The following is a 21,346-nucleotide window of genomic DNA, read 5'->3' on the forward strand; positions in this document are numbered from 1 at the left end:
GCGCGGCGGATCGTGCGGGCCCGCCGTCACAAAGATGGGGGCCCGTCCCCCATGCCCCGACGGCCACCGCGGCGACAGGATCAGCAGCGAGGGCGGCGCCTTCGACGGCAGCGCCGCCCTCTCCCGGCATCGGAGGTGCGGTGGTGGCAGAGGTGGACGCCGTGCGCAGCACGCGCCCCGACGGGGGCGCCGGACCGGTTCAGGGCCCGGTCGCAGCGGCGGTCCCCTCGGCCACACCGTTCCCGCACACTCCGATGCCCGGCGACTTCCCCGCACCACCGACCGCAGGAGAGACCGCAGCACCGGTCGCGTCACCCGCACAGACTCCCCGCTCCCACCCCGGTCGGCTCCGGTCCCCCCGTGCCGGTGGCCCCCCGTGGTGGGAGCGGGGCCTGACGCCGGGCCGGCCGGTCCCGGCCGCCCGCCCGGACTGGGCCGCCTTCACCGAGGCCGCGGTGGCCGCCGCACCGGTGCGCCCGATGGTGCCGCGCGCGGCCTACCCGGGTCTGAGCGGCTTTGCGCTCGTCCTGCAGCCCTTCGCCGAACGCGCCCAGGTGCGGCTGCTGACCTCGCTCTCCCCCGCCGTGCGCGCCGCCGACCAGCTGGGCCGGATCGATCTGGCCGCCCTGCGGGCCGAGTTCACCGCCCGGCTGACCGAACGGCTGGCCCGGACCGCCGCGCGCACCCTCGTCCTGGAGCTCCACACCGCCCGTGCCGCCGGGCGGCTGGCCGGCGGCACCCCGCAGGAGCGGTTCCGCTCGTTCCTCGCGCTGACCGCCCGCCGTGAGGGCCTGGCCGCGCTGCTGCGCTCGTACCCGGTGCTGGCCCGGCTGCTCGCCCGGGCCTGCCTGGACGCCGCCGACGCCCACGCCGAACTGCTCGACCGGTTCACCACCGACCGGGCGCTGCTGGTCGCCGGGCTGCTGCGCGGCCGCGACCCGGGCGCGCTGGTCGCCGTCACCGCCGACGCGGGCGACCGCCACCGGCGCGGGCGGGCCGTCGCCGTGCTGCACTTCGCCAACGGCACCGCCGTGGTCCACCGGCCCCGGCCGCCCGCCGCGCACCGGCACTTCAACGCGCTGCTCGGCTGGTACAGCGGGCGCCCCGGGGTGCCCCGGCTGCGCGCGCTGGGCCTGCTCGACCGGGGCTCGCACGGCTGGACCGAGTACGCCGAGGCCCGGCCCTGCCTGACCCGCTACGACGTCGAGCGCTTCTACCGGCGTCAGGGCGCGCTGCTCGCCCTGCTGCACGTCCTGGACGGCACCGACCTGCACTTCGAGAACCTGGTCGCCTGCGGGGACCACCCGGTGCTGGTGGACGTCGAGACGCTGTTCCATCCACCGGCCGACGCCTCCGGCACCGCTCCCGCCTCCGGTGCCGCTTCCGCCTCCGCTCCCGACTCCGCCTCCGGCCCCGCCGAGGACCCGGCGGCCCGCGCGCTCGCCGAGTCCGTCCACCGGGTCGGCCTGCTGCCGCAGTTGCTGATCGGCGACGACGGCGCCGTGGACGTCTCCGGCATCGGCGGCGGCTGCACCGGCCGGCGGCTGTCCCCCGTGGACGGCGTGGACTGGTCGGCCGCCGGCACCGACGAGATGCGCCTGGTGCGCCGCCCCCGCCCGTTCGGCGAGGCGCACAACCGGCCCCGGCTGGGCGGCGCGCCCGTCGACCCCGCCGAGCACACCGAGGCGCTGGTGGACGGCTTCCGCGCCGGGTACGCCGCGCTCGCCGCCGGGCGCGACGACCTCACCGGCCCGCGCGGGCTGCTGCGCTGCTTCGCGGACGCCGAGGTGCGGGTCGTGCCGCGGGCCACCCGGGTCTACGCCCGGCTGCTCGACGAGTCCACCCACCCGGACGTGCTGCGCGAGGCGGGCGCCCGGCAGGCGGTGCTGGACCTGCTGCGCACCGACGCGGTCGACGACCCGGGCCGCCCCGGGCTGGCCGACCACGAGGTCGCCGACCTGTGGACCGGCGACGTCCCGTTCTTCACCGCACGCCCCGGCTCGCGCGACCTGTGGACCTCCGACGGCCGCCGGCTGCCCCGCGAACTGGCCGCCACCGGACTGGCCCGGGCCGAGGCCAAGCTCGCCGCGCTCGGCTCCGTCGACCGCAAGGACCAGGAGTGGATCGTCCGCGCGGCCATGGCGGGCGCCGCCGGCACTCCCGCCCACCGGCCCGGCCGCCCGGTGCCCGAGAACGTCTGGGCCACCGCCCCCGAGCCCGAACAGCTGCTGGCCGCCGCCCGGGGCCTCGGCGACCAGCTCGTCGCCGCCGCCTACCAGGGCCGCTCCCGCACCAACTGGCTCGGGCTGGAACTGCTCGCCGACCGCTACTGGCGGGTGCGGCCGCTCGGCGCGGACCTGGCCGGCGGCTACACCGGCACGGCGCTGTTCCTCGCCCAGCTCGCCGCGCTCACCGGGACCGACCGCTACGCCGAGGTCGCCCGCCGGTCGCTGGCGCCCGTCCCCGGGCTGCTCGACTCGCTCGGCGCCCACCCCGGCCACCCGGCCGCCGTCGGCTCCGGGGCCTTCGCCGGCCTCGGCGGGATCGCCTACGCCCTCGCCGAACTCGCCCGGCTGCTCGGCGATCCGCTGGTCGCGGCCTGGACCGGCCCGGCGGTGGCGCTCACCGCGGCCGCGGCCGCGGGCGAGGACGACGCCGGTGTGCACAGCGGCACCGCCGGCGGGCTCGCCGCGCTGCTCGCCGTGCACGCCGCGGATGCCACCGGGCCCGCGTCGGCCGCCGCCCTGGCCGCCGCCGGCCGCTGCGCCGAGCGGCTCGCCGCCCGGCCCGCCCCCGCCGCCGCCGGGTTCGCGCACGGCTCGGCCGGGGTCGGCTGGGCCCTGCTGCGCTACGCCGAGGCCGTCGGCGAACCCGCCGCGGGCCCGCACCACCGGGCCGGTCTGGCCGCCCTGCACGCCGCCACCGCCGTCCGCTCCCGCGAGGGCTCCTGGTGCCGGGGACGCCCGGGCGTCGCGCTCGCCGTGGTGGACAGTCCGCTCGCGCTCGCCGACCGCCGGCTCGCCGACTGGGCCCAGCGCGCCGTGCGGAACACCGCCCGCGCCGCACCGCTCGGCGACCACAGTCTCTGCCACGGCGAGCTGGGCGTGCTGGAACTGCTCGGCCGGCACGGTCCCGCCGCCGGCCGCACCCCGTGGGTCCGCCGGGCCGGGGCGCTGCTGGCCGCCGTCGACCAGGACGGTCCGCGCTCCGGCACCCCCGACCACGTCGCCCACCCCGGGCTGCTCACCGGCCTCGCCGGGATCGGGCACGGGCTGCTCCGCCTCGGCTTCCCCGAACAGGTGCCGGCCGCCCTGCTGCTGCGCCCCCGGGTGCCTGCGGCGTCCCGCTCCGCCCCACACAGCCCGGCCGCGCTCGGCTGACCCGCCCGAGCGGGCCCCGCCCGCCCCCACGCCCCCACGCACCACGGCTCGCGCCCCCACACGCGGCCCGCACCACCCGTCCCTGTCGTCCCGACCGAACCGGCGCCACCCGTGCGACGTCCTTGCCAGCGGACATCCGCACGGTCCGCACCACATCCGGACCGACCTCCACGACCCGAAACGGAGCGAAGACCCATGCACGACCACGACCAGCGGCTCACCCCGCCGCAATCCGCCGCCCGCCCCGGCGAGACGGCCGAGCACCCGGCCGGCGAGATCCGCCTGCGCCCGGGGAGCGGCCTGGGCCTGCGTTCGCGTCTGCTCGCCGGCACCGGCGGGGCCATCCCGCCGATCGTCGAGTTCCCGACGATGACCACGCCCTTCTGAGAACGGCCCGCACCACCGCACCACCCCGCACCACCCCGCACCACCCCGGCCGTGACCGGCCGGACCTCCGCCGCCGAGGAACGGGCAGCCCCTCGGCGGCGGACCCGACGACGGACCGGAGCCGACGACGGACCGGGGCCGACGACGAGCCGGGGACCGACCGGACGACGGCCCCGCCGACGCCGCCCGCGGGGCCCGCGCTCCGCATGTGGTCGTACGGCAACCACCCGGTGGTGGTGCCGTGTCCGCTCCGTGTCCGACCCACCACTCTTCAGAACCGATACCCTGTCAAGTAGCCTGCGGCCATGCGGACCACGTCGTCGATCACCGTCGGCCGTGCCACCGAGCTGGCGATGCTCGGTGGTGCGCTGGCCACCGCCCGCCAACAGGGCGGCGGGGCGGTCTTCCTGCTCGGCGAGGCCGGCATCGGAAAGAGCCGGCTGGCCGGCGAATGCGCCTACCAGGCGTACGGGCTGGGCCTTCCGGTGCTGCGCGGGCGGGGCAGCTCCACCGGCACGGTGACACCGTTCCGGCCGCTGATCGAGGCGCTCTCCTCCCGGTTCCGGGCCGCCGGCCCGCCCACCGACCCCGAACTCGCCCCCTACCGGCCGGCGCTGGCCCGGCTGGTCCCCGAGTGGCGGGACGGCGCGGCGGCACCCGGCGCGGGCGGCTACCCGGAGACGGTGGTCGAGCTCGCCGAGGCGCTGCTGCGGCTGCTCGCGGTGCTCGGCCGCGAACAGGGCTGCGTGCTGCTCCTGGAGGACCTCCACGACACCGACGCGGAGACCGTCGCCGTCCTGGAGTACCTGGTCGACAACCTGGCCGGCCTGCCGGTGCTGCTGCTCGCCACCCTGCGCGCCGAACCGGGGCCGGCGCTGGAGCTGGTGCGGGCCGCCGAGCGCCGCCGCGCCGCCACCGTCACCGAGCTGCGGCCGCTGCCGCCCGCCGAGGTGGCCGCGCTGGCCGCCGCGATCCTGGACGGCGAGCGCGCCGACCTGCCGTCCGCGCTGGTCGAGCACCTCACCGAACGCGGCGACGGCTGCCCGTACCTGGTCGAGGAGTTGCTCGCCGACCTGCTGGACTCGGGCGCGCTGCGCCGGGGCGAGGACGGCCGCTGGGCGCTCGCCGACGGCTCGCGACCCGGCGTGCCCAGCACCATCGTCCGCAGCTGGGGCCACCGGATCGACCAACTCGACCCGCAGGTGCGGGACCTGCTGCTGACCGCGGCCACCCTGGGCAGCCGCTTCTCGGTGACCACCGTGCAACTGATCACCGGCTACGACGACCGCACCCTGTTCAGCCATCTGCGCTCGGCCTCCGAGGCCAATGTGATCGTGCCGGACGGCGCCGCCCCGGACCGCTACGCCTTCCGGCACGCGCTGACCGCCGACGCGGTGACGGCCGCCCTGGCCCCCGCCGAACGTGCCGCGCTGGCCCGCCGGGCGGCCCACGCCATCCTCCGCGCCGATCCCGAACTCGCCGACGAACGCCGTCAGTTGGTCGCCTCGCTGCTGCTGGACGGCGGCGACCGGGCGGGCGCGGCGGTGCACTTCGCGGAGGCCGGCCGGCGGGTGCTGGAGGCCGGCGCGGCCGGGTCCGCGGTGGTCCTGCTGGAGCGCGCGCACGAACTCGCCGGGGACGCCGAACGGGCCGGCATCACCGAGCGGCTGCTGCCCGCCCTGGCCGAGTCCGGGCAGCTGGACCGCGCCTTCGACCTGGTCCGCACCCTGCCGCCGGTCGCGCCCGCGCCCGCCGCCGGCAGCGCCCCGCCGGTCGAGCGCCGCATCGAGCTGCACACCCGGCTCGCCTGGGCGGCGGTGATGGCCGAACGCTCCGCCGACGCGGCCGCCCAGGTGGCCGCCGTGCGCGCCCTCACCGCCGGGCGGCCCCGCCCCGAGCAGGACGCCGCGCTGGCCGTCGTCGAGGGGCACCTCGCGCTGCTGCCGGACCACGCCCCGGCGGCCCCCGACGGCCGCCCGGACGGCGCCCCGGACGCCCCGGACGCCGCCGCCCGGCTCGCCGGGGCCGAACACCGCGCCCGTCGCGCCGCCGAGGTGGCCGAACGCTCCGGCCTCCCGGTGGTCGCCTGCCAGGCCTGGCAGCTGCTCGCCCTGCTCGCCCGCGAACGCGGCTTCGACGCCGCCGACGCCTGCCTGGAACGGATGCTGGCCGTCGCCGAGGCGCACGCCCTGCCGGTCTGGCGGGTCGAGGCGATGCTGCGGCTGGGCGCCAACGCCTTCATGCGCACCGGCGACGGCACCCGCCTGGAGCGGGCCAGGGAGGCCGCCGCCGGGCTCGGCGCGATCGTGCTCACCCAGACCCTCGACGGCCTGCTCGCGATGAACGCCGTGATGCGCGGCGAATGGCAGACCGCCCGCACCACCGTCGACCGCTGCCTGGACGCCACCGCCCGGCTGCACAACCTCGCCGCCCACCGCTACCTGCTGCTCTCCTCCGCCACCCTCGCCGCCCACCTCGGCCGCACCCGGGAGATGGAGCGCGAACTGACCCGGTTCCGCCAGGCCGGCGGCGAGGAGTCCTTCCTGACGCCGCTGCGCTACGGGCTCTGCCGGGCGGTCGGCGCGCTGCTCGCCGAGGACCGCACCGCCGCCCGCGCCGAACTGGATGCGGGGCTGGCCTGGGAGGAGGAGCACCCCAGCGTGTTCTACCTGGCCGGCCGGCACGGCCTGCACCCGCTGCTGGAGGTGGTCGAGGGCCGCTGGGGCCGCGCCGAACTGGACCGGGCCGCCGCCGTGCCCGCCGCCGAACTGGCCTGGAACCGCCAGTTCCTGCGCTTCGCCGACGCGGTGGTGCTGGGCCGCGAGGGCCGCCCGGAGCAGGCCGCCCGCGCCCTCGCCGAGGCCCGTCCGGGCGCCGCGGCCTTCCCGCTCGCGCACCACCTGGCGCTGCGGCTCGCCGCCGAGGCCGCGCTCACCGACGGCTGGGGCGAGCCGGTGGCCTGGTTGCGCACCGCCGAGGAGTACTTCCACCAGCTGGAGGTCCAGCCGGTGGCCGCCGCCTGCCGCACCCTGCTGCGCCGGGCGGGCGCGAGCGTCGCCCAGCACCGCGGCGGCCGCGACGCCCTGCCGGCGGGCCTGCGCACCTGCGGGGTGACGGTCCGCGAGTACGAGGTGCTCGTCCTGCTCGCCGACCGCCCGGGCAACCAGGAACTGGCCCGCAAACTGTCCATCTCCCCCCGTACGGTGGAGAAGCACCTCGCCAACCTCCTCGCCAAGACCGGCCGCCCCGACCGCGCCGCCCTCTGCGCCCTTGCCACCGAGCTCTGCGCCACCCCGTGACCGCCCGCCCCGAAGCACGCGCGTGCAGGCCCGATTGACACGGGACCGCGCGGGGCTCGGGTCGGCTCGACCTCCCCGGTGGCGCACTCCTGGGCCTCGGAGCCGGTCTCGTCCTGTTCGGCATGACCCGGGCGCAGGTTTCCGGCTTCACCGACCCCCTGTCCTGGGGCAGCCTCCTGGCCGCGATCGCGGCGCTCGCACTCTTCGGGCTGCGCACCGTCCGGGTCGACCAGCCGTTCGTACCGCCGTCGCTGTTCGCCGACCGCGTCTACCGGACGGGCGTCCTCGTCGCGTTTCCGGCCATGGCCGTCAACCTCGGCGGCCTGGTGTTCGTCCCGTTGCTGTTGGTGGAGGTCGACGAACTCACCCCGGGCAAGGGCGCGTTGGTGATGATCCCGGCCGGGGTCGTGACCGCGCTCCTGTCGCCGTGGATCGGACGCCTCGCAGGCCGTGTCGACGCGCGGGTCCTGGTGCTCTGCGGGCTCGGCCTCCTCGGGCTGTTCTCGCTGTTCCTCTCGTCCTTCGCCGGCGGCTCCTCGGTGGTCTTCGCCGGAGCCGGGGTCCTCGGGCTGAGCATCGGCTTCACGGTCGTGATGACCACCGTCATCGGCGCCGCGGCGAGCGCACTGCCCCCGGATCAGGTCGGCGTCGGCCTCGGGATCCTCCAGGGGGCCCAGTTCCTCGGGGCCGGTACCGGCCCCGCCGTGTTCGGCGTGCTGGTGTCCGCACGGCAGCAGGGCGGCGGTGATGCCGTCAACCCCCTCCACTCCGGCGCCGACGGCTCGGCCTACTCCGACGTCTTCCTGGCCATGGCCGCGGTCGTCGTCCTCACGCTCGTCGTCGCGTCACGGATGCGCCCGACGACCGGCCCTGGGGCCGGGACCGGACCGAAGGCCGAGGCCGCACCGGCGGCCGGGCCGACGCAGCAGTCGGGCAACGTCCGCTGAAGCGTGTTCCAGAAGCCCGGGTGCCGGCAGGCCGGTGTGTGGTCCGGCCTGCTGGTTCAGGCGGTTCGGGCGAGGTTGTGCAGGGGGCGACGGCCCGCACCGCGTGGTGCGGGCCGTCGCTCGCCGGACCGGGCGCCCGGGACCGGGTCCGGCTCGTCATCACCGCCCATGGGACGGGCCTCGTCGTGCCGGCTCGCCGAGGGCGTCGGACGGGGCGCCGGCGCACCGGACGTCGGCTGCACCGGGCCCGGCCGCCGCGACCGGGGTCGGCGCGGCGCCGTCGGCGCCCGGCTCGGGCAGGCGGCGGGCGAGGAGCCAGGCCAGCGCGCACAGCACCGCCAGCGGGGCGAGCGCGGTGCGCAGGCCGGCGTGGTCGGCGAGCAGCCCGATGGCCGGACCGGCGAGGCCGCCGACGCTGACCGCGAGGCCGAGGGTCACCCCGCTGGCGGTGCCGATCCGGCTCGGCAGGTAGTCCTGGCCCAGCGTCACCTGGAGCGAGAAGGGCACGTACAGGGCCAGCGAGATCAGCGCCGAGAAGCCGTAGAGGGCGGCCGGGCCGGGCACCAGCAGCAGTCCGGCGACGGCCGGGACGGCGGCCGCGTACGACAGCCGCACCGTCCGCACCCGGCCCCAGCGGGCGGCGCACCAGCCGCCGAGCACCGTGCCGACCGCGCCGCCGGCGAACAGGGTGAACAGCGCCGCCGTCCCCACCCCGGAGCCGCCGCCGAGCCGTTGGCGGGCGTAGAGGGCCACGAAGGAGCTCAGCCCGACGAAGACCACCGAGCGGCAGCCGATCACCGCCGAGAGCCACAGGAAGGCGGTCCGGTCGTCGCGCCGCGCGCCGTCCGCGGCGTCGGCGGCGGGTCCGGTGGCGGCGCGGGCGGCCAGGGTGCGGACCACCGGCGCGGTGAGCAGCGCCGCGGCGAGCGCCGGCAGCGCCAGCCAGGGGGTGGCGCCGAGCCCGCCGGCCGCCAGGACCGGACCCACCATCAGCGGGGCGAGCGCGAAACCGATGTTGCCGCCGAGCGCGAACCAGCCCATCCGGGTGTGGCTGTCGCCGCTCGCGGCGCGTGCCAGCCGCGCGGACTCGGGGTGGTAGGCCGCGACCCCGACCCCGGAGAGCGCGACCGCCGCGCAGAGCAGCGGATAGGGGCCGGCCACCCCGGCCAGCCCGACGCCGATCCCGGCGGCGGCGGTGGCGGCCGGGATCAGCCAGGGCATCGCCCAGCGGTCGGTGAGCGCGCCGAACAGCGGCTGGACGATCGAGGAGAGCAGGGTCGCGGCCAGCACGACCCCGGCGGCGGAGCCGTAGTCGAGGCCGCGTCCGGCGACGAGGAAGGGGACGAGGGCGGGCACGACGCCCTGGTAGAGGTCGACGGCGGCGTGGCCGGCCGCCAGCACCGCGATCCGGGCGGTGCCGGGGGCGGGACGGGAGGATCGGAGAGTGGTCACGGAGCGATCCTCGGGCCGCCGGGCGGTGGCGGACTTCCGATAAAATGCCAGGCAATGCCGAATTCCCGCCTGCTGCCGGATCTGACGGTCACCCGCCCGCTGCCCGCCGGCGCGACCGTCTCCGAGCACCGCCACGAGGCGCACCAGATCGTCTACGCGGGCCGGGGCGTGCTGGCGGTGACCACCGCCGCGGGCACCTGGGTCGCCCCCGCGACCCGGGCGCTGTGGATCCCCGCCGGCACCGGCCACCGGCACCGCGCCTACGGGCCCACCGTGCTCCACACGGTCGGTCTGCCGCTGGGTCACAATCCGCTCGGGCTGACCCGCCCGGCCGTGCTGGCGGTGGGCCCGCTGCTGCGCGAACTGCTGGTCGCCTACAGCCGCCCGGGCACCGAGGGCACGCCGGAGGGGCGGCGGATGCTGGCCGTCCTGCTGGACCAGCTGCGCCGGGCGCCCGAACAGCCGCTGCACCTGCCGGTGCCGCGCGACCCGCGGCTCGCGGCCCTCGCCGCGCTGCTGGACGCCGACCCGGCCGACGGCCGCACGCTCGGCGCACTGGGCCGGGCCGCCGGGGCCGGTGAGCGCACGCTGAGCCGGCTCTGCCGCGAGGAGCTGGGCATGACCTTCCCGCAGTGGCGCACCCAGCTGCGGCTGCACCACGCGCTGCGGCTGCTGGCCGAGGACGTCCCGGTCACCGCGGTGGCGCACCGCTGCGGCTGGGCCTCGGCCAGCGCGTTCATCGACGTCTTCCGCCGCACCTTCGGCCACACCCCGGCCGCCCACCACCGGTGAGGGCCGAGGCGTGTCCGGTGGAGCAGCCCGGGTCCGCGCCGCCGGGGCTCCGCCCTAGGCGACCAGCCGGACGATCTCGCCGGTCTCCAGCGCCGCGTACACGGTGCCGTCGGCCGTGACGGCGATGCCGTGCGGCTCGGCGCTCCCGGCCGGGAGCGGATGGCCGGTGTAGTGGCCGTCGGGCGTGAGGCAGCCGATCCGGCCGGCCGCCCACTCGGTGAACCAGAGCCGCCCGTCCGGGCCGGCGGCCACGGCGTGCGGGCGGGCGCCGGGATCGGGCAGCGGATGCTCCGTCACCTCGCCGTCCACGGTGATCCGCCCGACCCGGCCGGCGCCGATCTCGACGAACCGGAGCGCCTCGCCGCCCCGGGCGATGCCGACGGGGGCGGCGCCCCCGGTGGGCAGCGGGTGCAGCGCGACCTCGCCGTCGACCGTGATCCGCCCGATCGCGTGGGCCTGGTTGAGGGTGAACCAGAGCGCGCCGTCCGGCCCGGCCGTGATCATCGACGGGTAGCCGCCGGCGACCGGCAGCGGGTACTCGGTCACCTCGCCGTCCACGGTGATCCGCCCGATCCGGCCGGCGTTCAGCTCGGTGAACCAGAGGGCGCCGTCGGGGCCCGCCGCGATGCCGTACGGCCCGCAGTCCCCGGTCGGCAGGGCGAAGGAACCGGCCTCGCCGTCGACGGTGATCCGGCCGATCCGGTGGTCACGCATCCGGGTGAACCAGAGCGCGCCGTCGGGGCCGGCCGTGATCACCGCGGGCCCGCACCCGGGCGCGCCGAGCCCGTACCGGGTGACGCTCCCGTCGGCCGCCAGCCGCCCGGCCTCCCCGGCGTGCACCAGGGTGAACCAGAGGGCGCCGTCCGGTCCCACGGTGATCCCGTAGGGCCCGGCGGCCGCGTCCGCCACCACGATCCGTTCCATCGTCATGTCCCGTTCCGCCCCTCTCCGCACATCAGCGGCACTCTCCCCGACCCGCCCCGTCCGGGCAAACGGATTTCGCGGCGGCGGCGGATTGTCGGTGGCACCGTCTAGCGTCGCCGCCATGGGTGTCTATCTGGTGAGTGTCGCGGCCGACGACTGGGCCGACGACGAGGTGTTCGGGCCGGTGGGCCGGGAGATCGACGCGGCGCTGGCCGGGCGCGGGCTGCCGCCGTTCGCCTACCCGCCGCCGGTGGAGCTCCGGGCGGGGCCGGGGCTGGACTTCGAGGAGAAGATGTACCGCCCGATCTCCGGTTTCTCGGAGTTCTGCGGGGAGTTGGCCGACGGCACGCTGGAGGCGCTGGTCGGCTGGGACGTGCTGCTGCCCAGGGAGCTGGACGCGCCACTGGTGCTGCCGGTGGAGTGCGCGTACAACGACGTCACGGCGGTCGGCGACGCCCACCGGGCCCTGGCCGCCGCCCGGCGGCTGGCGGAGCTGCTGGCGCTTCCGCCGGGCCTGCCCGAGCACTGCGACGACCTGGCGATCAGCACCTGGTTCGAGGAGCACGCGGCCGCCGCGGCCGCCGTCTCCCCCGGCCGGTGGACGCAGGACCTGGACGTCGCGTTCTACGCCGCGGTCTTCCTGCGCGGCGCCGAGTACGCGCTGCGGCGCGGCCGCCCGCTGACCTACTGCTGAGCCGCGTCCGCGAGGGCGGCGTCCCCGTCGGCGTCGTGGTCGGCGCGGCGCCGCCGGCCGGGGTCGCCGCGCAGCACGGAGACGACCCCGAGCCCGGCGGCGCAGACCGGGACGGCCAGCAGTGCGCCGATGATCCCGGCGATCCCGGAGCCGGCCACCACCGCGACCATGATGGTGGCCGGGTGGAGCTCGACCGTGCGGCTCTGGATCAGCGGCTGGAGGATGTTGCCCTCGACGACCTGGACGGCGACCACCACACCGAGCGCCCAGAGCGCCGTGCCCAGGCCGCCGTCGGCGAGGGCGACCAGCACGGCGACGGTGCCGGACAGGAAGGCGCCGACGAACGGGATGTAGGCGCCCATGAAGACCAGCGCGCCGAGGCCGGGCGCACCGGGCACACCGAGCACGAGCAGGCCGACGGTGATGAAGAAGGCGTCGATGAGGGCGATCAGGGTGGTGCCGCGCATGAACCCGGCCATCGCCTCGAAGGCCCGCTCGCCGCAGGCCACCACCGTCTCGGCGGTGCGTTCGGGCAGGTAGGAGCGGATGACGTCGCCGGTGCGGTGCCCGTCGCGCAGGAAGAAGAAGACCAGGGCGAGGGCCAGCACGCCGCCGGTGGCGATCTGGGTGGCGAGGCCGAGACCGGAGAGCACGCTGTCGGTGAGGGTGGTGACGAGCGTGTTGGTCTCGCCCTGGGCGTTGTCCAGCACGTGCCGGATCTTCTCGCCGAACGGGCCGAGCCACTCGGCGAGCCGGTCCCCGGCCTCCTGGAGCGCGGCGGCGATCTGCGGGGCGCTGTGCACCAGGGAGTTGACCAGCAGGGCGATCACGGTGCCGACGGCGGCCACCAGCACGGCGCAGGTGAGGCCGGCGGCCATCGACCGGCTGACGCCGCGTCGGACCATCCACGGCATCACCGGCTGGAGCAGCGAGGTGCCGAGCAGGGCCAGGATCACCGGGACGGTGGCGGCGCGCAGTTCGACCAGGGCGAAGACGACCAGCGAGGCGACGGTGATGAGCAGCACCAGGGCCGCGGACCACGCGGCGGCGGCCCGGACGGGGGCCGGCAGCATGAGGTAGGGGCGGCGGTGGTCGGCGGGCCGCCGTTCGGGCGGAGTCTGACCCGGCATCCGTTCCTCCGTCCGGTCGATCGGTCCCGGTCTGCCCCATCTCAGCAGAAAATACGATCATGTGCCCACTTTGTTCACCTTCGGGCGCGTCCCGCCCCGGTGCTCGCGGAACCACCGGGCCGGGGCGGGCACGCCGTCACTCACTCGTGGGACTGGAACAGCCACGCCTGCCGCTGGTCCTGGACCTCCAGCGGTCGCAGCGCGGTCCGCTGCGGGAAGATGTCCAGCACGCTCAGGTCCAGCGCCAGCTCCTGGCCGTCGACCGGGCCCCCGGGGAGGACGACGTGGAAGGAGAACGGCTCGGCGGCCTGGTACAGCGCCCATTCGAACGCCTCGACGGTGCCCCGGACCTGCTGGTTCACCTCCGGCGGACCGTCCAGGCCGAGGTGGCTCTGGTGCCGGAGGTTCCTGATGACGACGTTTCCGTTGTCGAGGCCGCTCACCTCCCACTCCTGCTCGCCGGGCTCGCCGGTCGGGGGCAGGACCACCACGAACTCCTTGGCGGCCTGGAGGGTGAGCAGTTGCTCGTCGGGCTTGGCGATCGCGTAGACGCCGTTGTGCACAGGGGCCATGGCCGACTCCACTTCGATAGGGTGGCTCGATTCAAGCCAGCCCCGGCGGTACGGACACAGAGCACCGCCGTGGGGCCACCCCAACGAGTCACCCCGCCCCGCACGCCCGTCCGGGCGCCGAACGCGCTACCGGGCGTCCTCGAAGCGGACCTCGTCGCCGCCGCCCGCGAAGGCGAGCACCCGTTCGGCCTCGGCCCGCGCCGCGGCGCGGTCGGCCCGGCCGAGCGGCGCGAACGGGCGGACCGTCACCGAGCGCGCCCCGGTGCCCTCGCCGGCCAGCTGCCAGCTCCCGGCGACCAGGCCGTCGACCAGCAGGCTGCCGAGCACGATGCCGTTCTGGGTCATCACCCGCGGCCGGTACTCCTCGGGCAGCACCCGGGTGCGGTCGGCGTGCGAGAGCAGCAGGTTGTCGAACGGCGCGACCAGCCGGACCGGCGCCGGGGTGTCCGGGTCGGGCCGGGGCGCGTCGGGCAGGTCGTGGAGCAGCCGGCCCTGCTCGTCGCGGAAGGTGACCAGATCCGGGGCGAGCCGTTTCAGCACCGGGGCGAGCCGGCTGAGGCCGCACCACTTCTGCAGGTCGGCCACGGTGGCCGGGCCGAAGGCGGCGAGGTAGCGCAGCGCCAGGCCGTCGGGCGGCGGCGCCTGGTCGAGCGGCCGGCCGAGCCAGGCCTCGGCGGTGGTGTGCGCGGCGGGGCCGCCGCGTCCCCACAGGCCGCGCGGCGGGACCTGCACCAGCGGCAGCAGGCAGCGGGCCGCCTGGGCGAGCGCGGCCGGGTCGCGGCCGGGGCGGGTGGCGGCCAGGTCGGCGCCCAGCCGCTGGAAGGTGCGCGGCTCCGCCTCCACGAGGGCGCGGGCCTCGGCGGCGAGCGCGTCGAGGTCGAGGCCGGCCAGCCGCTTGCCGAAGGTGGTGCGCAACTGCTGGTCCAGCAGCGGCTGCAGCAGGGGCCGCAGGCTCAGGCAGTCCTCGGCGGTGACCAGGTGGATGGTGCCGCGCTGGAGGGCGATCCGCACGGCGCGCCGGCTCTCGATCAGGTCGGTGAGCGCCTCGGGGGTGAAGCCGTCGAGCCGGGAGAGCAGGCCGAGGTAGGGCGGCTGCGGGGCGGCCTGGGCCTGGAGGCCGCCGAGGTGCCCGATCATCGCGGCCGGGGCGGCGTCGGTGCGCTCCAGCAGGTGCTGACGGGCCAGCAGCGCGCGGCCGAGCGCCCGCGGGCCCAGCACCCCGCCGTCCTCCCCCTGCGGGCCGCCGGTCACCGGCGGCCGTCCAGGACGGCGCGCAGCAGGGCGATCCGGTTGCTGGTGATCGAGTCCACGCCGGCCTCGCTCAGCTTGCGCATGGTGCGGCGCAGATCGGCGGTCCAGGTGGAGACCGACAGCCCGGCCTGGTGGGCGGCGGCGGTGAAGCCGGGGGTGGCCAGGCCGAACGGCGGGTTGATGGAGGTCGGGCGCAGGTCGTCGAGCAGGGCGCGCACGGGCAGCCGGGGCTGCTTCCAGGTGAGGGCGATCTCGGCGTCGGGGGCGAGCGCGCGCACGGCCAGCATGGCGGAGGCGGGGCCGCAGAAGCCGACCCGCTGCTCGGCGCCGAGGCCGGTGACGACCTCCCAGGTGGCGGCGGCCGGGCCGGCGTCGTCGAGGTCGATCAGGAGCGTGGCGCCGGGCGCGGCGGCCGCGGTGGCCTTGAGCGCCTCGGCGAGGGTGGGGACGCGGTAGCGGCCGTCGTCGAGGGCGTCGAGCTGCTCGGCGGTGAGCCGGGAGAGCGGGCGGGGGTCACCCCAGAGGCGTTCGAGGGTTTCGTCGTGCAGTAGGACGGGGACCCGGTCGCGGGTCAGCCGGACGTCCACCTCGACGGCGTCGGCGCCGGCGGCGAACGCGGACTCGACGGAGGGCAGGGTGTTCTCGCGGTGGCGGTACGGGTCGCCGCGGTGGGCGACGGCGAGGACGGGGCGGCGGGCGGCGGATGCGGTCATCGGTCCGTTCATCGGTCCGTTCATCGGTCCGTTCATCGGGTCGGAGCGGCGGTCTTCGCGCGGGCGGCCGGGGTCAGCGGAGCTTGCCGGCCAGCCACGGGGTCAGGGTGTACAGGGTCACGGCCTCACGGTAGCTCCGCTCGCCCGGCACGGTGACGATCATGGTGCAGGAGGGCGGGAAGACCCGCTGCTTGAGGTGGACCAGGCCGGTCCACACGGAGTTCAGGAACGCCGGGACGCTGTCGCGCGGCACGTCGAAGGCGATGTCGTCCACGGTGACCACGGCCTCGTCGTGGACGAAGAGGCGGACGGTGACCTCGGGGACGCCGGAGATCTCGACCAGCGCCTCGTGCGGTATCGCCGCGAATGCGTCCCGGCCGCCGCCGTCGGTGCCGACCAGCCCGGCGAAGGTCCGGTCGGCGCCGATGTCGTGACTGGCGCGCACCGAGCGGCCGTGCCGGGCGGCCATCGCCTCGACGGCGAGGACGGCACTCTGGGTGGACGGCAGCGGGTCGTGGGGCATGGGGGCGTCCTCTCCTCGGCGGTCGGCGCTCAGCGCAGTTCGATCATCACATTGGTCGACTTGATGACGGCCGTGGCGGGTGCCCCGGGCACCAGCTCCAGCTCCTCCGCCGACTCCCGGCTGATCAGCGAGACCACCCGGAACGGGCCGGCCTGGATCTCCACCTGGGCGGCGACGTCGCCGAGCACCACATCGGTGACGATGCCCGGGAAGCGGTTGCGCGCCGAGGAGGGGCGGCCCTCGGCGGCGGCGGTCTCGGGGCGGGCGAGTTCCCGGGCGAACGCGGCCAGCTCGGCACCGGCGATGATCCGGTGGCCGTTCTCGTCGCGCTCGGCGGCGATCCGGCCGGCGTCCACCCAGCGCCGCATGGTGTCGGCGCTCACGCCGAGCAGCGCCGCGGCCTCGCCGATGCGGTACGGGTTGGCCGGTGCCCCGGGCTGGCCCATGGTTGCGACTCCTGACGGTGGTGCGGACGGTCGGCCGGGGGGACGGCCGTGGTTCGCCCCCGCCCGGCCCCGGCTCCGCGGCCCATCCTGCCGTACCGGCCGGCCGCCGGCGCACAGGGCCTACGGTTCCCCGAAGAGGTCCCGGCGCACGGCGTCGCCGGCGGTGAGCACGGCGCCGGCGAGCACCGCGCCGCCGCCGGCCTCGCCGGGGCGGACCTCGGTGCGCAGCGGGGAGAGCCCGGCGAGCCGCCGCTCCACCCGGGCGGCGAGTTCGGCGCCGCCGGCCCGGCCGATCTCACCGCCGAGCACGACGCAGCCGGGGTCGAGGACCACGCAGACCGCGGAGGCGCCAAGGGCGATCCGCCCGGCCAGCTCGTCCAGGAACGGCCCGCCGGGCTGCCCGTCGCCGAGCGCGTCGAGGGCGGCCCGGACGGCGGCCTCGGCAGCGGGGGCGTCGTCGGCCGGACCGACGGGCAGCCCGTGGGCGCGGGCCAGCCCGCAGACGGCGGCGCTGCCGGCCAGGCTGTGGAAGCCGCCCTCGCAGCTGGTGTCGGTCGGCAGCGCGACGGTGCCGGGGACGGGCAGGAAGCAGATCTCGCCGGTGCCGCCGGTGGCGCCGCGGCGCAGTCTGCCGCCGAGGACGACGGCGGCGCCGACGCTGTGGCCGAGCCAGACGAGGACGAAGTCGTCGCGGCCGCGGGCGGCGCCGATCCGGTGCTCGGCCCGCCCGGCGAGGTTGACCTCGTTCTCCAGGATCACGTCGGTGCCGGGCAGGTCGTGCAGGGCGGTGAGGAGTTCGGCGTGCCAGGCGGGCAGTTCACCGGTGGACTGGAGCCGGCCGGTGGCGGGGTCGACCAGGCCGGGGGCGCCGACGGCGACGGTGTGCAGGTGCTCGACGCCGGCCCGGCGGGCGGTGTCGAGCAGGGTGCGGACGATCCGCCCGGCGGCGTCGCGGTGGGCGGCGGCGTCGGAGCCGGTCCCGGCGACGGCGATCTCGGTGCCGCCCAGGGTCTGCCCGGCCAGGTCGGCGACGACCAGGGTGACACCGCCGGAGCGGACGTCGAAGGCGGCGAGGTGGGCGCGGGAGGCGACCAGCGCGTAGAGCCGGGCGTTGGGGCCGCGCCGCTGCTCGCCGCGTTCGCCGACGACGGCGACCAGGCCGGTCCGCTGGAGCCGGTCGAGCAGGTCGGCGACCGTGGGCCGGGAGAGGCCGGTGAGGTCACGCAGCTCGGTCGCCGTCAGTGGCCCCTGGTCGAGCAGCAGGTTGAGCGCCAACCGGTCGTTGATCGCCCGGGCGGTGCTCGGCGTGGCCGTTCGCGCGGTGGTCATGGCCGGACATCCTTCCAGAGTGTTTCTATCAGTGTCCCTTCCTGATAATTTATCGAACCGTCGCCGCACTGCCACGTCGACGGGCACCACCACACCCACCACACCACCCCCAGGGCACCGCCGCACCGACCGCGACGGGGAGGGAAGAGCCGGATGACCACCAGCCTGACCCCAGCAGGACCACCCGTGGACGGCACGGGCGGCGCGAGGCGCGCACGTATCGCCATCGCCCTCGTCTTCGCCGTGCACGGCGCCGTCGGCGGCACCTTCGTCAGCCGGATCCCGTGGATCAAGGACCACCTCGGCCTCTCCCCCGGCCAGCTCGGCCTCGCCCTGGTGATGCCGGCGATCGGCTCCTCGCTCGCAATGCCGCTGGCCGGGCGGGTCGTCCACCGCTACGGCGGACGGGCGTCGGTCGCCGGGCTGCTGTCGCTCTGCTGCCTGGCCCTGGCCCTGCCGGCGTTCGCCCCCTCGCTGCCGGTGCTCTGCCTGTTCCTGCTGGTGTACGGCGCGACGGCGGGCATGTCGGACGTGGCGATGAACGCCCAGGGCGTGGAGATCGAGCAGCGTCTCGGCCGCTCCATCATGTCGAGCCTGCACGGGATGTGGAGCGCGGGCGGACTGGTCGCGGCCGGGATCGGCATCCTGGCCGTCCATCAGGACGTCGACCCCCGGCTGCAGATCGGCATCACCGCCTTCGTCCTGCTGCTCGCCACCCAGCCGGCCTGCGGCGCACTGCCGGACGTGCGCGCCGCCGAGCACGCCGAGGCGCCGCCGCGCTTCGCGCTGCCGCCGCGCAGTTCGCTGGTGATCGGGCTGGTCGGCTTCTGCGCGGTGTTCGCCGAGGGCGCCTCGATGGACTGGAGCGGCGTCTACCTGCGCGAGGTCACCGGCGCGTCGCCCGCCGTGGCGGCGGCCGCCTACACCGCGTTCTCGCTCACCATGGCGGTCAGCCGGCTCGCCGGCGACGTGGTGATCCGCCGGCTCGGCGCGGTCCGGGCCGCCAGGCTGAGCGGGGCGATCGCCACCGGCGGCGGAGTACTGGTGGTCGCCGCCGACCGCCCCGCGCTCGCCGTCCCCGGGTTCGCGCTGATCGGCGTCGGCGTCGCGGTGGTGGTCCCGCTGGCCTTCGCCGCGGCCGGCCGCATCGGCAGCAACCCCAGCCAGGCCATCGCCGGTGTCGCCACCGTCACCTACACCTCGGGGCTGATCGCCCCGGCGATCATCGGCGGCCTCGCCCAGGCCACCTCGCTCACCGTCTCCTTCGGCGTGGTCACCGCCCTCGCCGCGGCCCTGATGCTGAGCGCGGGGGCGCTGCGCCGGGCCGAGGAGCACGCCCCCGGCGGTGCGGGGCCCGCAAACGTGACCACTCCGGAATCGAAGAAGTCTTTCGAAAAAAACACCCCTGCGATATGATGGGAAATTCCTCGGGGAATTCTCGCTAGCATTCCGGAACGCCGGGCGCGCCCACCGCGCGCCCGGCGTTTCCGCTGTCGCGAAGGAATTCCCGTGTGCTACGAGGCCGATGCCGCCCCGCCCGTCTTCACCCCCGCCACCCACACCCTCGCCGAGACCGCCGACCTCACCCTGACCTCGGCCGACGGCGCCGCGTTCGGCGCCTTCCTGGCCCGCCCGGAGCACCCCGCCGGACCGGGCGTGCTCGTCCTGCCGGACAACAAGGGCCTTTCCGCCTTCTACCGGCAGACCGCCGTCCGGCTCGCCGAACAGGGATTCCCGGCGCTCGTCCTCGACTATTACGGCCGCACCGCCGGCGCCGTCCCGCGGGACCGCGCGGCGGAATTCGGCGAGCTGCCGGGGCTGCTGCCGCACCTGCTCGCCCTCACCCCCGAGGGCCTGGACGCCGACCTCACCGCGGGCATCCGCCACCTGCGCGCGCTCGGCGCCCCGGAGGTCGTCGCACTCGGCTTCTGCTTCGGCGGCCGCCAGGCCTTCCGCGCCGCCGCGCCGCGCTTCGGCCTGGCCGGCGCGGTCGGCTTCTACGGCTACCCCGACACCCTCAACGGCGCCCCCGGGCCGACCCAGCTCGCGGCCGGGCTGAGCGCACCGATCCTCGCCTTCTGGGGCGGCGCCGACGAGCACATCCCGCCGAGCGCGGTCGCCGCCTTCGACGCCGCGCTGACCGAAGCCGGCTGTGCGCACGAGTTCATGACTTTTCCTCAGACTCCGCACAACTATTTCGAACTCGCGGCTGTCCAACACCACGACGCCGCAAGGGAGTCGTGGTTCCGACTCCTCGGCTTCCTGTCCGAGCGCACCATCCGCCGCACCCCAGGAGGACACCCGTGACCCACGCCGCTCCCGCCCGAAGACGACGCCTCGGCGCCGCCCTCGGCGCACTCGTCGCCGCAGCGGCGGCCGTCCTGACCGCACCCGGCACGGCCAGTGCCGGGGTCACCTACACGCCCCCCTTCGAACTGCGCAACACCGCCACGGGCAAGTGCCTGGAGGTCGCCGACTGGCGCACCGACGTCGGCGCCCCGGTCCGGCAGTGGACCTGCACCGGCGGCGCCAACCAGCAGTGGATCGTCAACAACGGCAGCTTCGTCCTCAACCAGCACAGCAGTCTGTGCCTGGACATCCCCGGTCGCAGCACCGCCTGGGGCGTCCAGCTGATCCAGTACACCTGCTCCTCCATGGGCTACCCGCCGAACCAGCGGTGGCACGTGCCCGGCGTCAGCCAACCGTCGACCGGACCCGTGACCAGCTTCCTGGAGACGGTCCTCGACGTGTACGGCTTCGACCCCTCCGACGGTGCTCCGGTCGTCACCTGGGGCGCCAACGGCGGCGACAATCAGAGCTGGGCCGGGCTCGTGCCCAGGTTCTCCATGCCCCCCTTCTGACAGATGGCCATCGGTGCCGGGACGCCAGCCGTCCCGGCACCGGACCCGATCACCCACGAGGAGTCCCATGTCCCTCCGCCCCGCCGCCGCGCTGCTCGCGCTCACCGCGGCCCTCGCCCTCACCGCCCCGGCCGCGCACGCCCGGGCCGGTGCCCCCGACCAGCTGGGCCGGCCCTTCAGCATCACCAACCTCGGCTCCGAGAAGTGCCTGGAGGTCGCCGACTGGCGCACCGACGACGGCGCCCCCGTCCAGCAGTGGACCTGCACCGGCGGCGCCAACCAGCAGTGGTACTGGGCCGCCGACCGGACCCTGGTCAACGCCAACAGCGGCACGTGCCTGGACGTCCCGAGGTACAGCACCAGGCCCGGCACCCGGATCGTGGTGTGGACCTGCAACGGCGGCACCAACCAGCAGTGGACCGAGCAGTTGATGCACTCCGGGAGCCGTCGCTACGTCAACGCGTACAGCGGGCTCGTCCTCGACGTCGCCTTCGCCAGCACGGTCAACGGCGCGCCGGTGATCCAGTGGAACCCGATCGACACGCCCGTCGCCTACAACCAGATCTGGGCCCCCTCGGACTTCACCCCGGGCCCGGACGGCCCGACCTCCTGATCCCCCGCTCCGGGCCCGGTTTCCCGCTCACAC

19 protein-coding genes are annotated in these 21,346 nt (G+C 76.5%); 10 read left to right on the top strand and 9 right to left on the bottom strand.

All coding sequences use genetic code 11. The features are described 5' to 3' along the window. The first annotated feature begins 455 nt into the window (after positions 1-455). The 4 genes from ACFVVL_RS02800 to ACFVVL_RS02815 all read left to right on the top strand — a co-directional run bounded on the left by ACFVVL_RS02800 (position 456) and on the right by ACFVVL_RS02815 (position 8,013). On the top strand, positions 456-3,380 hold the full coding sequence (locus ACFVVL_RS02800) for a type 2 lanthipeptide synthetase LanM family protein (RefSeq protein WP_387670851.1): 2,925 nt from the start codon (positions 456-458) through the stop codon (positions 3,378-3,380). A gap of 195 nt (positions 3,381-3,575) precedes the next feature. After that, a complete protein-coding gene (locus ACFVVL_RS02805) occupies positions 3,576-3,767 on the top strand; it encodes a hypothetical protein (RefSeq protein ID WP_387670853.1) in 192 nt (63 codons plus the stop codon). A 305-nt stretch (positions 3,768-4,072) separates the two neighbouring features. Beyond that, positions 4,073-7,066 (top strand): AAA family ATPase, encoded by a 2,994-nt coding sequence (locus tag ACFVVL_RS02810; protein ID WP_387670855.1) that lies wholly within the window; start codon positions 4,073-4,075, stop codon positions 7,064-7,066. Positions 7,067-7,188: 122 nt separating this feature from the next. Then, entirely contained in the window at positions 7,189-8,013 is an 825-nt protein-coding gene (locus ACFVVL_RS02815) for an MFS transporter (RefSeq protein WP_387670857.1), read from the top strand. Between the two features lie 159 nt (positions 8,014-8,172). Here ACFVVL_RS02815 and ACFVVL_RS02820 read toward each other — a convergent pair whose 3' ends face one another. Then, positions 8,173-9,465 (bottom strand): MFS transporter, encoded by a 1,293-nt coding sequence (locus ACFVVL_RS02820; RefSeq protein ID WP_387670859.1) that lies wholly within the window; start codon positions 9,463-9,465, stop codon positions 8,173-8,175. Between the two features lie 54 nt (positions 9,466-9,519). Between ACFVVL_RS02820 and ACFVVL_RS02825 the strand changes: the two genes are divergently transcribed. Further along, a complete protein-coding gene (locus ACFVVL_RS02825; protein ID WP_380295547.1) occupies positions 9,520-10,257 on the top strand; it encodes a helix-turn-helix domain-containing protein in 738 nt (245 codons plus the stop codon). A 54-nt stretch (positions 10,258-10,311) separates the two neighbouring features. On the opposite strand, the gene ACFVVL_RS02830 is transcribed toward ACFVVL_RS02825, so the two are convergent. Beyond that, the gene (locus ACFVVL_RS02830) at positions 10,312-11,187 is read right to left on the bottom strand and encodes a virginiamycin B lyase (RefSeq protein ID WP_387670861.1); all 876 of its coding nucleotides are present in this window, start codon (positions 11,185-11,187) and stop codon (positions 10,312-10,314) included. A gap of 115 nt (positions 11,188-11,302) precedes the next feature. Here ACFVVL_RS02830 and ACFVVL_RS02835 point away from each other — a divergent pair, with 115 nt between their 5' ends. Then, positions 11,303-11,875 carry a hypothetical protein gene (locus ACFVVL_RS02835; protein WP_387670863.1) on the top strand — a complete coding sequence of 191 codons (573 nt, stop codon included), beginning with the start codon at positions 11,303-11,305 and terminating at the stop codon, positions 11,873-11,875. Here ACFVVL_RS02835 and ACFVVL_RS02840 read toward each other — a convergent pair. The 7 genes from ACFVVL_RS02840 to ACFVVL_RS02870 all read right to left on the bottom strand — a co-directional run bounded on the left by ACFVVL_RS02840 (position 11,866) and on the right by ACFVVL_RS02870 (position 17,839). Continuing rightward, a complete protein-coding gene (locus ACFVVL_RS02840) occupies positions 11,866-13,005 on the bottom strand; it encodes an AI-2E family transporter (protein ID WP_380295543.1) in 1,140 nt (379 codons plus the stop codon). The two genes, ACFVVL_RS02835 and ACFVVL_RS02840, sit on opposite strands and share 10 nt — an antisense overlap. A 140-nt stretch (positions 13,006-13,145) precedes the next feature. Then, positions 13,146-13,577 carry a hypothetical protein gene (locus ACFVVL_RS02845; RefSeq protein ID WP_387670864.1) on the bottom strand — a complete coding sequence of 144 codons (432 nt, stop codon included), beginning with the start codon at positions 13,575-13,577 and terminating at the stop codon, positions 13,146-13,148. 126 nt (positions 13,578-13,703) lie between these two features. After that, positions 13,704-14,828 carry a winged helix DNA-binding domain-containing protein gene (locus ACFVVL_RS02850; RefSeq protein WP_387670866.1) on the bottom strand — a complete coding sequence of 375 codons (1,125 nt, stop codon included), beginning with the start codon at positions 14,826-14,828 and terminating at the stop codon, positions 13,704-13,706. After that, positions 14,825-15,541, bottom strand: coding sequence for a glycerophosphodiester phosphodiesterase (locus tag ACFVVL_RS02855; RefSeq protein WP_387670868.1), 717 nt, complete (start codon positions 15,539-15,541; stop codon positions 14,825-14,827). The genes ACFVVL_RS02850 and ACFVVL_RS02855 overlap by 4 nt, the downstream gene beginning before the upstream one ends. Before the next feature lie 73 nt (positions 15,542-15,614). Then, a complete protein-coding gene (locus ACFVVL_RS02860) occupies positions 15,615-16,064 on the bottom strand; it encodes a hypothetical protein (RefSeq protein WP_380295536.1) in 450 nt (149 codons plus the stop codon). A gap of 29 nt (positions 16,065-16,093) precedes the next feature. Next, complete coding sequence (locus ACFVVL_RS02865; RefSeq protein WP_380295535.1) at positions 16,094-16,510, bottom strand: molybdopterin-binding protein; 417 nt, start codon at positions 16,508-16,510, stop codon at positions 16,094-16,096. Between the two features lie 120 nt (positions 16,511-16,630). Further along, positions 16,631-17,839 (bottom strand): ROK family transcriptional regulator, encoded by a 1,209-nt coding sequence (locus ACFVVL_RS02870; protein WP_380295533.1) that lies wholly within the window; start codon positions 17,837-17,839, stop codon positions 16,631-16,633. A gap of 153 nt (positions 17,840-17,992) precedes the next feature. Between ACFVVL_RS02870 and ACFVVL_RS02875 the strand changes: the two genes are divergently transcribed. From ACFVVL_RS02875 to ACFVVL_RS02890, 4 genes are all read left to right on the top strand, one after another. Continuing rightward, positions 17,993-19,255: an MFS transporter gene (locus ACFVVL_RS02875; protein WP_387670871.1), complete on the top strand. Its 1,263-nt coding sequence runs from the start codon at positions 17,993-17,995 to the stop codon at positions 19,253-19,255. Between the two features lie 93 nt (positions 19,256-19,348). After that, positions 19,349-20,146: a dienelactone hydrolase family protein gene (locus ACFVVL_RS02880; protein WP_387670873.1), complete on the top strand. Its 798-nt coding sequence runs from the start codon at positions 19,349-19,351 to the stop codon at positions 20,144-20,146. After that, positions 20,143-20,700 (top strand): RICIN domain-containing protein, encoded by a 558-nt coding sequence (locus tag ACFVVL_RS02885; protein WP_387670875.1) that lies wholly within the window; start codon positions 20,143-20,145, stop codon positions 20,698-20,700. Before ACFVVL_RS02880 ends, ACFVVL_RS02885 begins: the two co-directional genes overlap by 4 nt. 67 nt (positions 20,701-20,767) lie before the next feature. Then, the gene (locus tag ACFVVL_RS02890) at positions 20,768-21,313 is read left to right on the top strand and encodes an RICIN domain-containing protein (RefSeq protein WP_387670877.1); all 546 of its coding nucleotides are present in this window, start codon (positions 20,768-20,770) and stop codon (positions 21,311-21,313) included. The last annotated feature ends 33 nt before the right edge of the window (positions 21,314-21,346 follow it).

This window comes from Kitasatospora sp. NPDC058115, assembly GCF_042884635.1.
Classification (GTDB): domain Bacteria; phylum Actinomycetota; class Actinomycetes; order Streptomycetales; family Streptomycetaceae; genus Kitasatospora.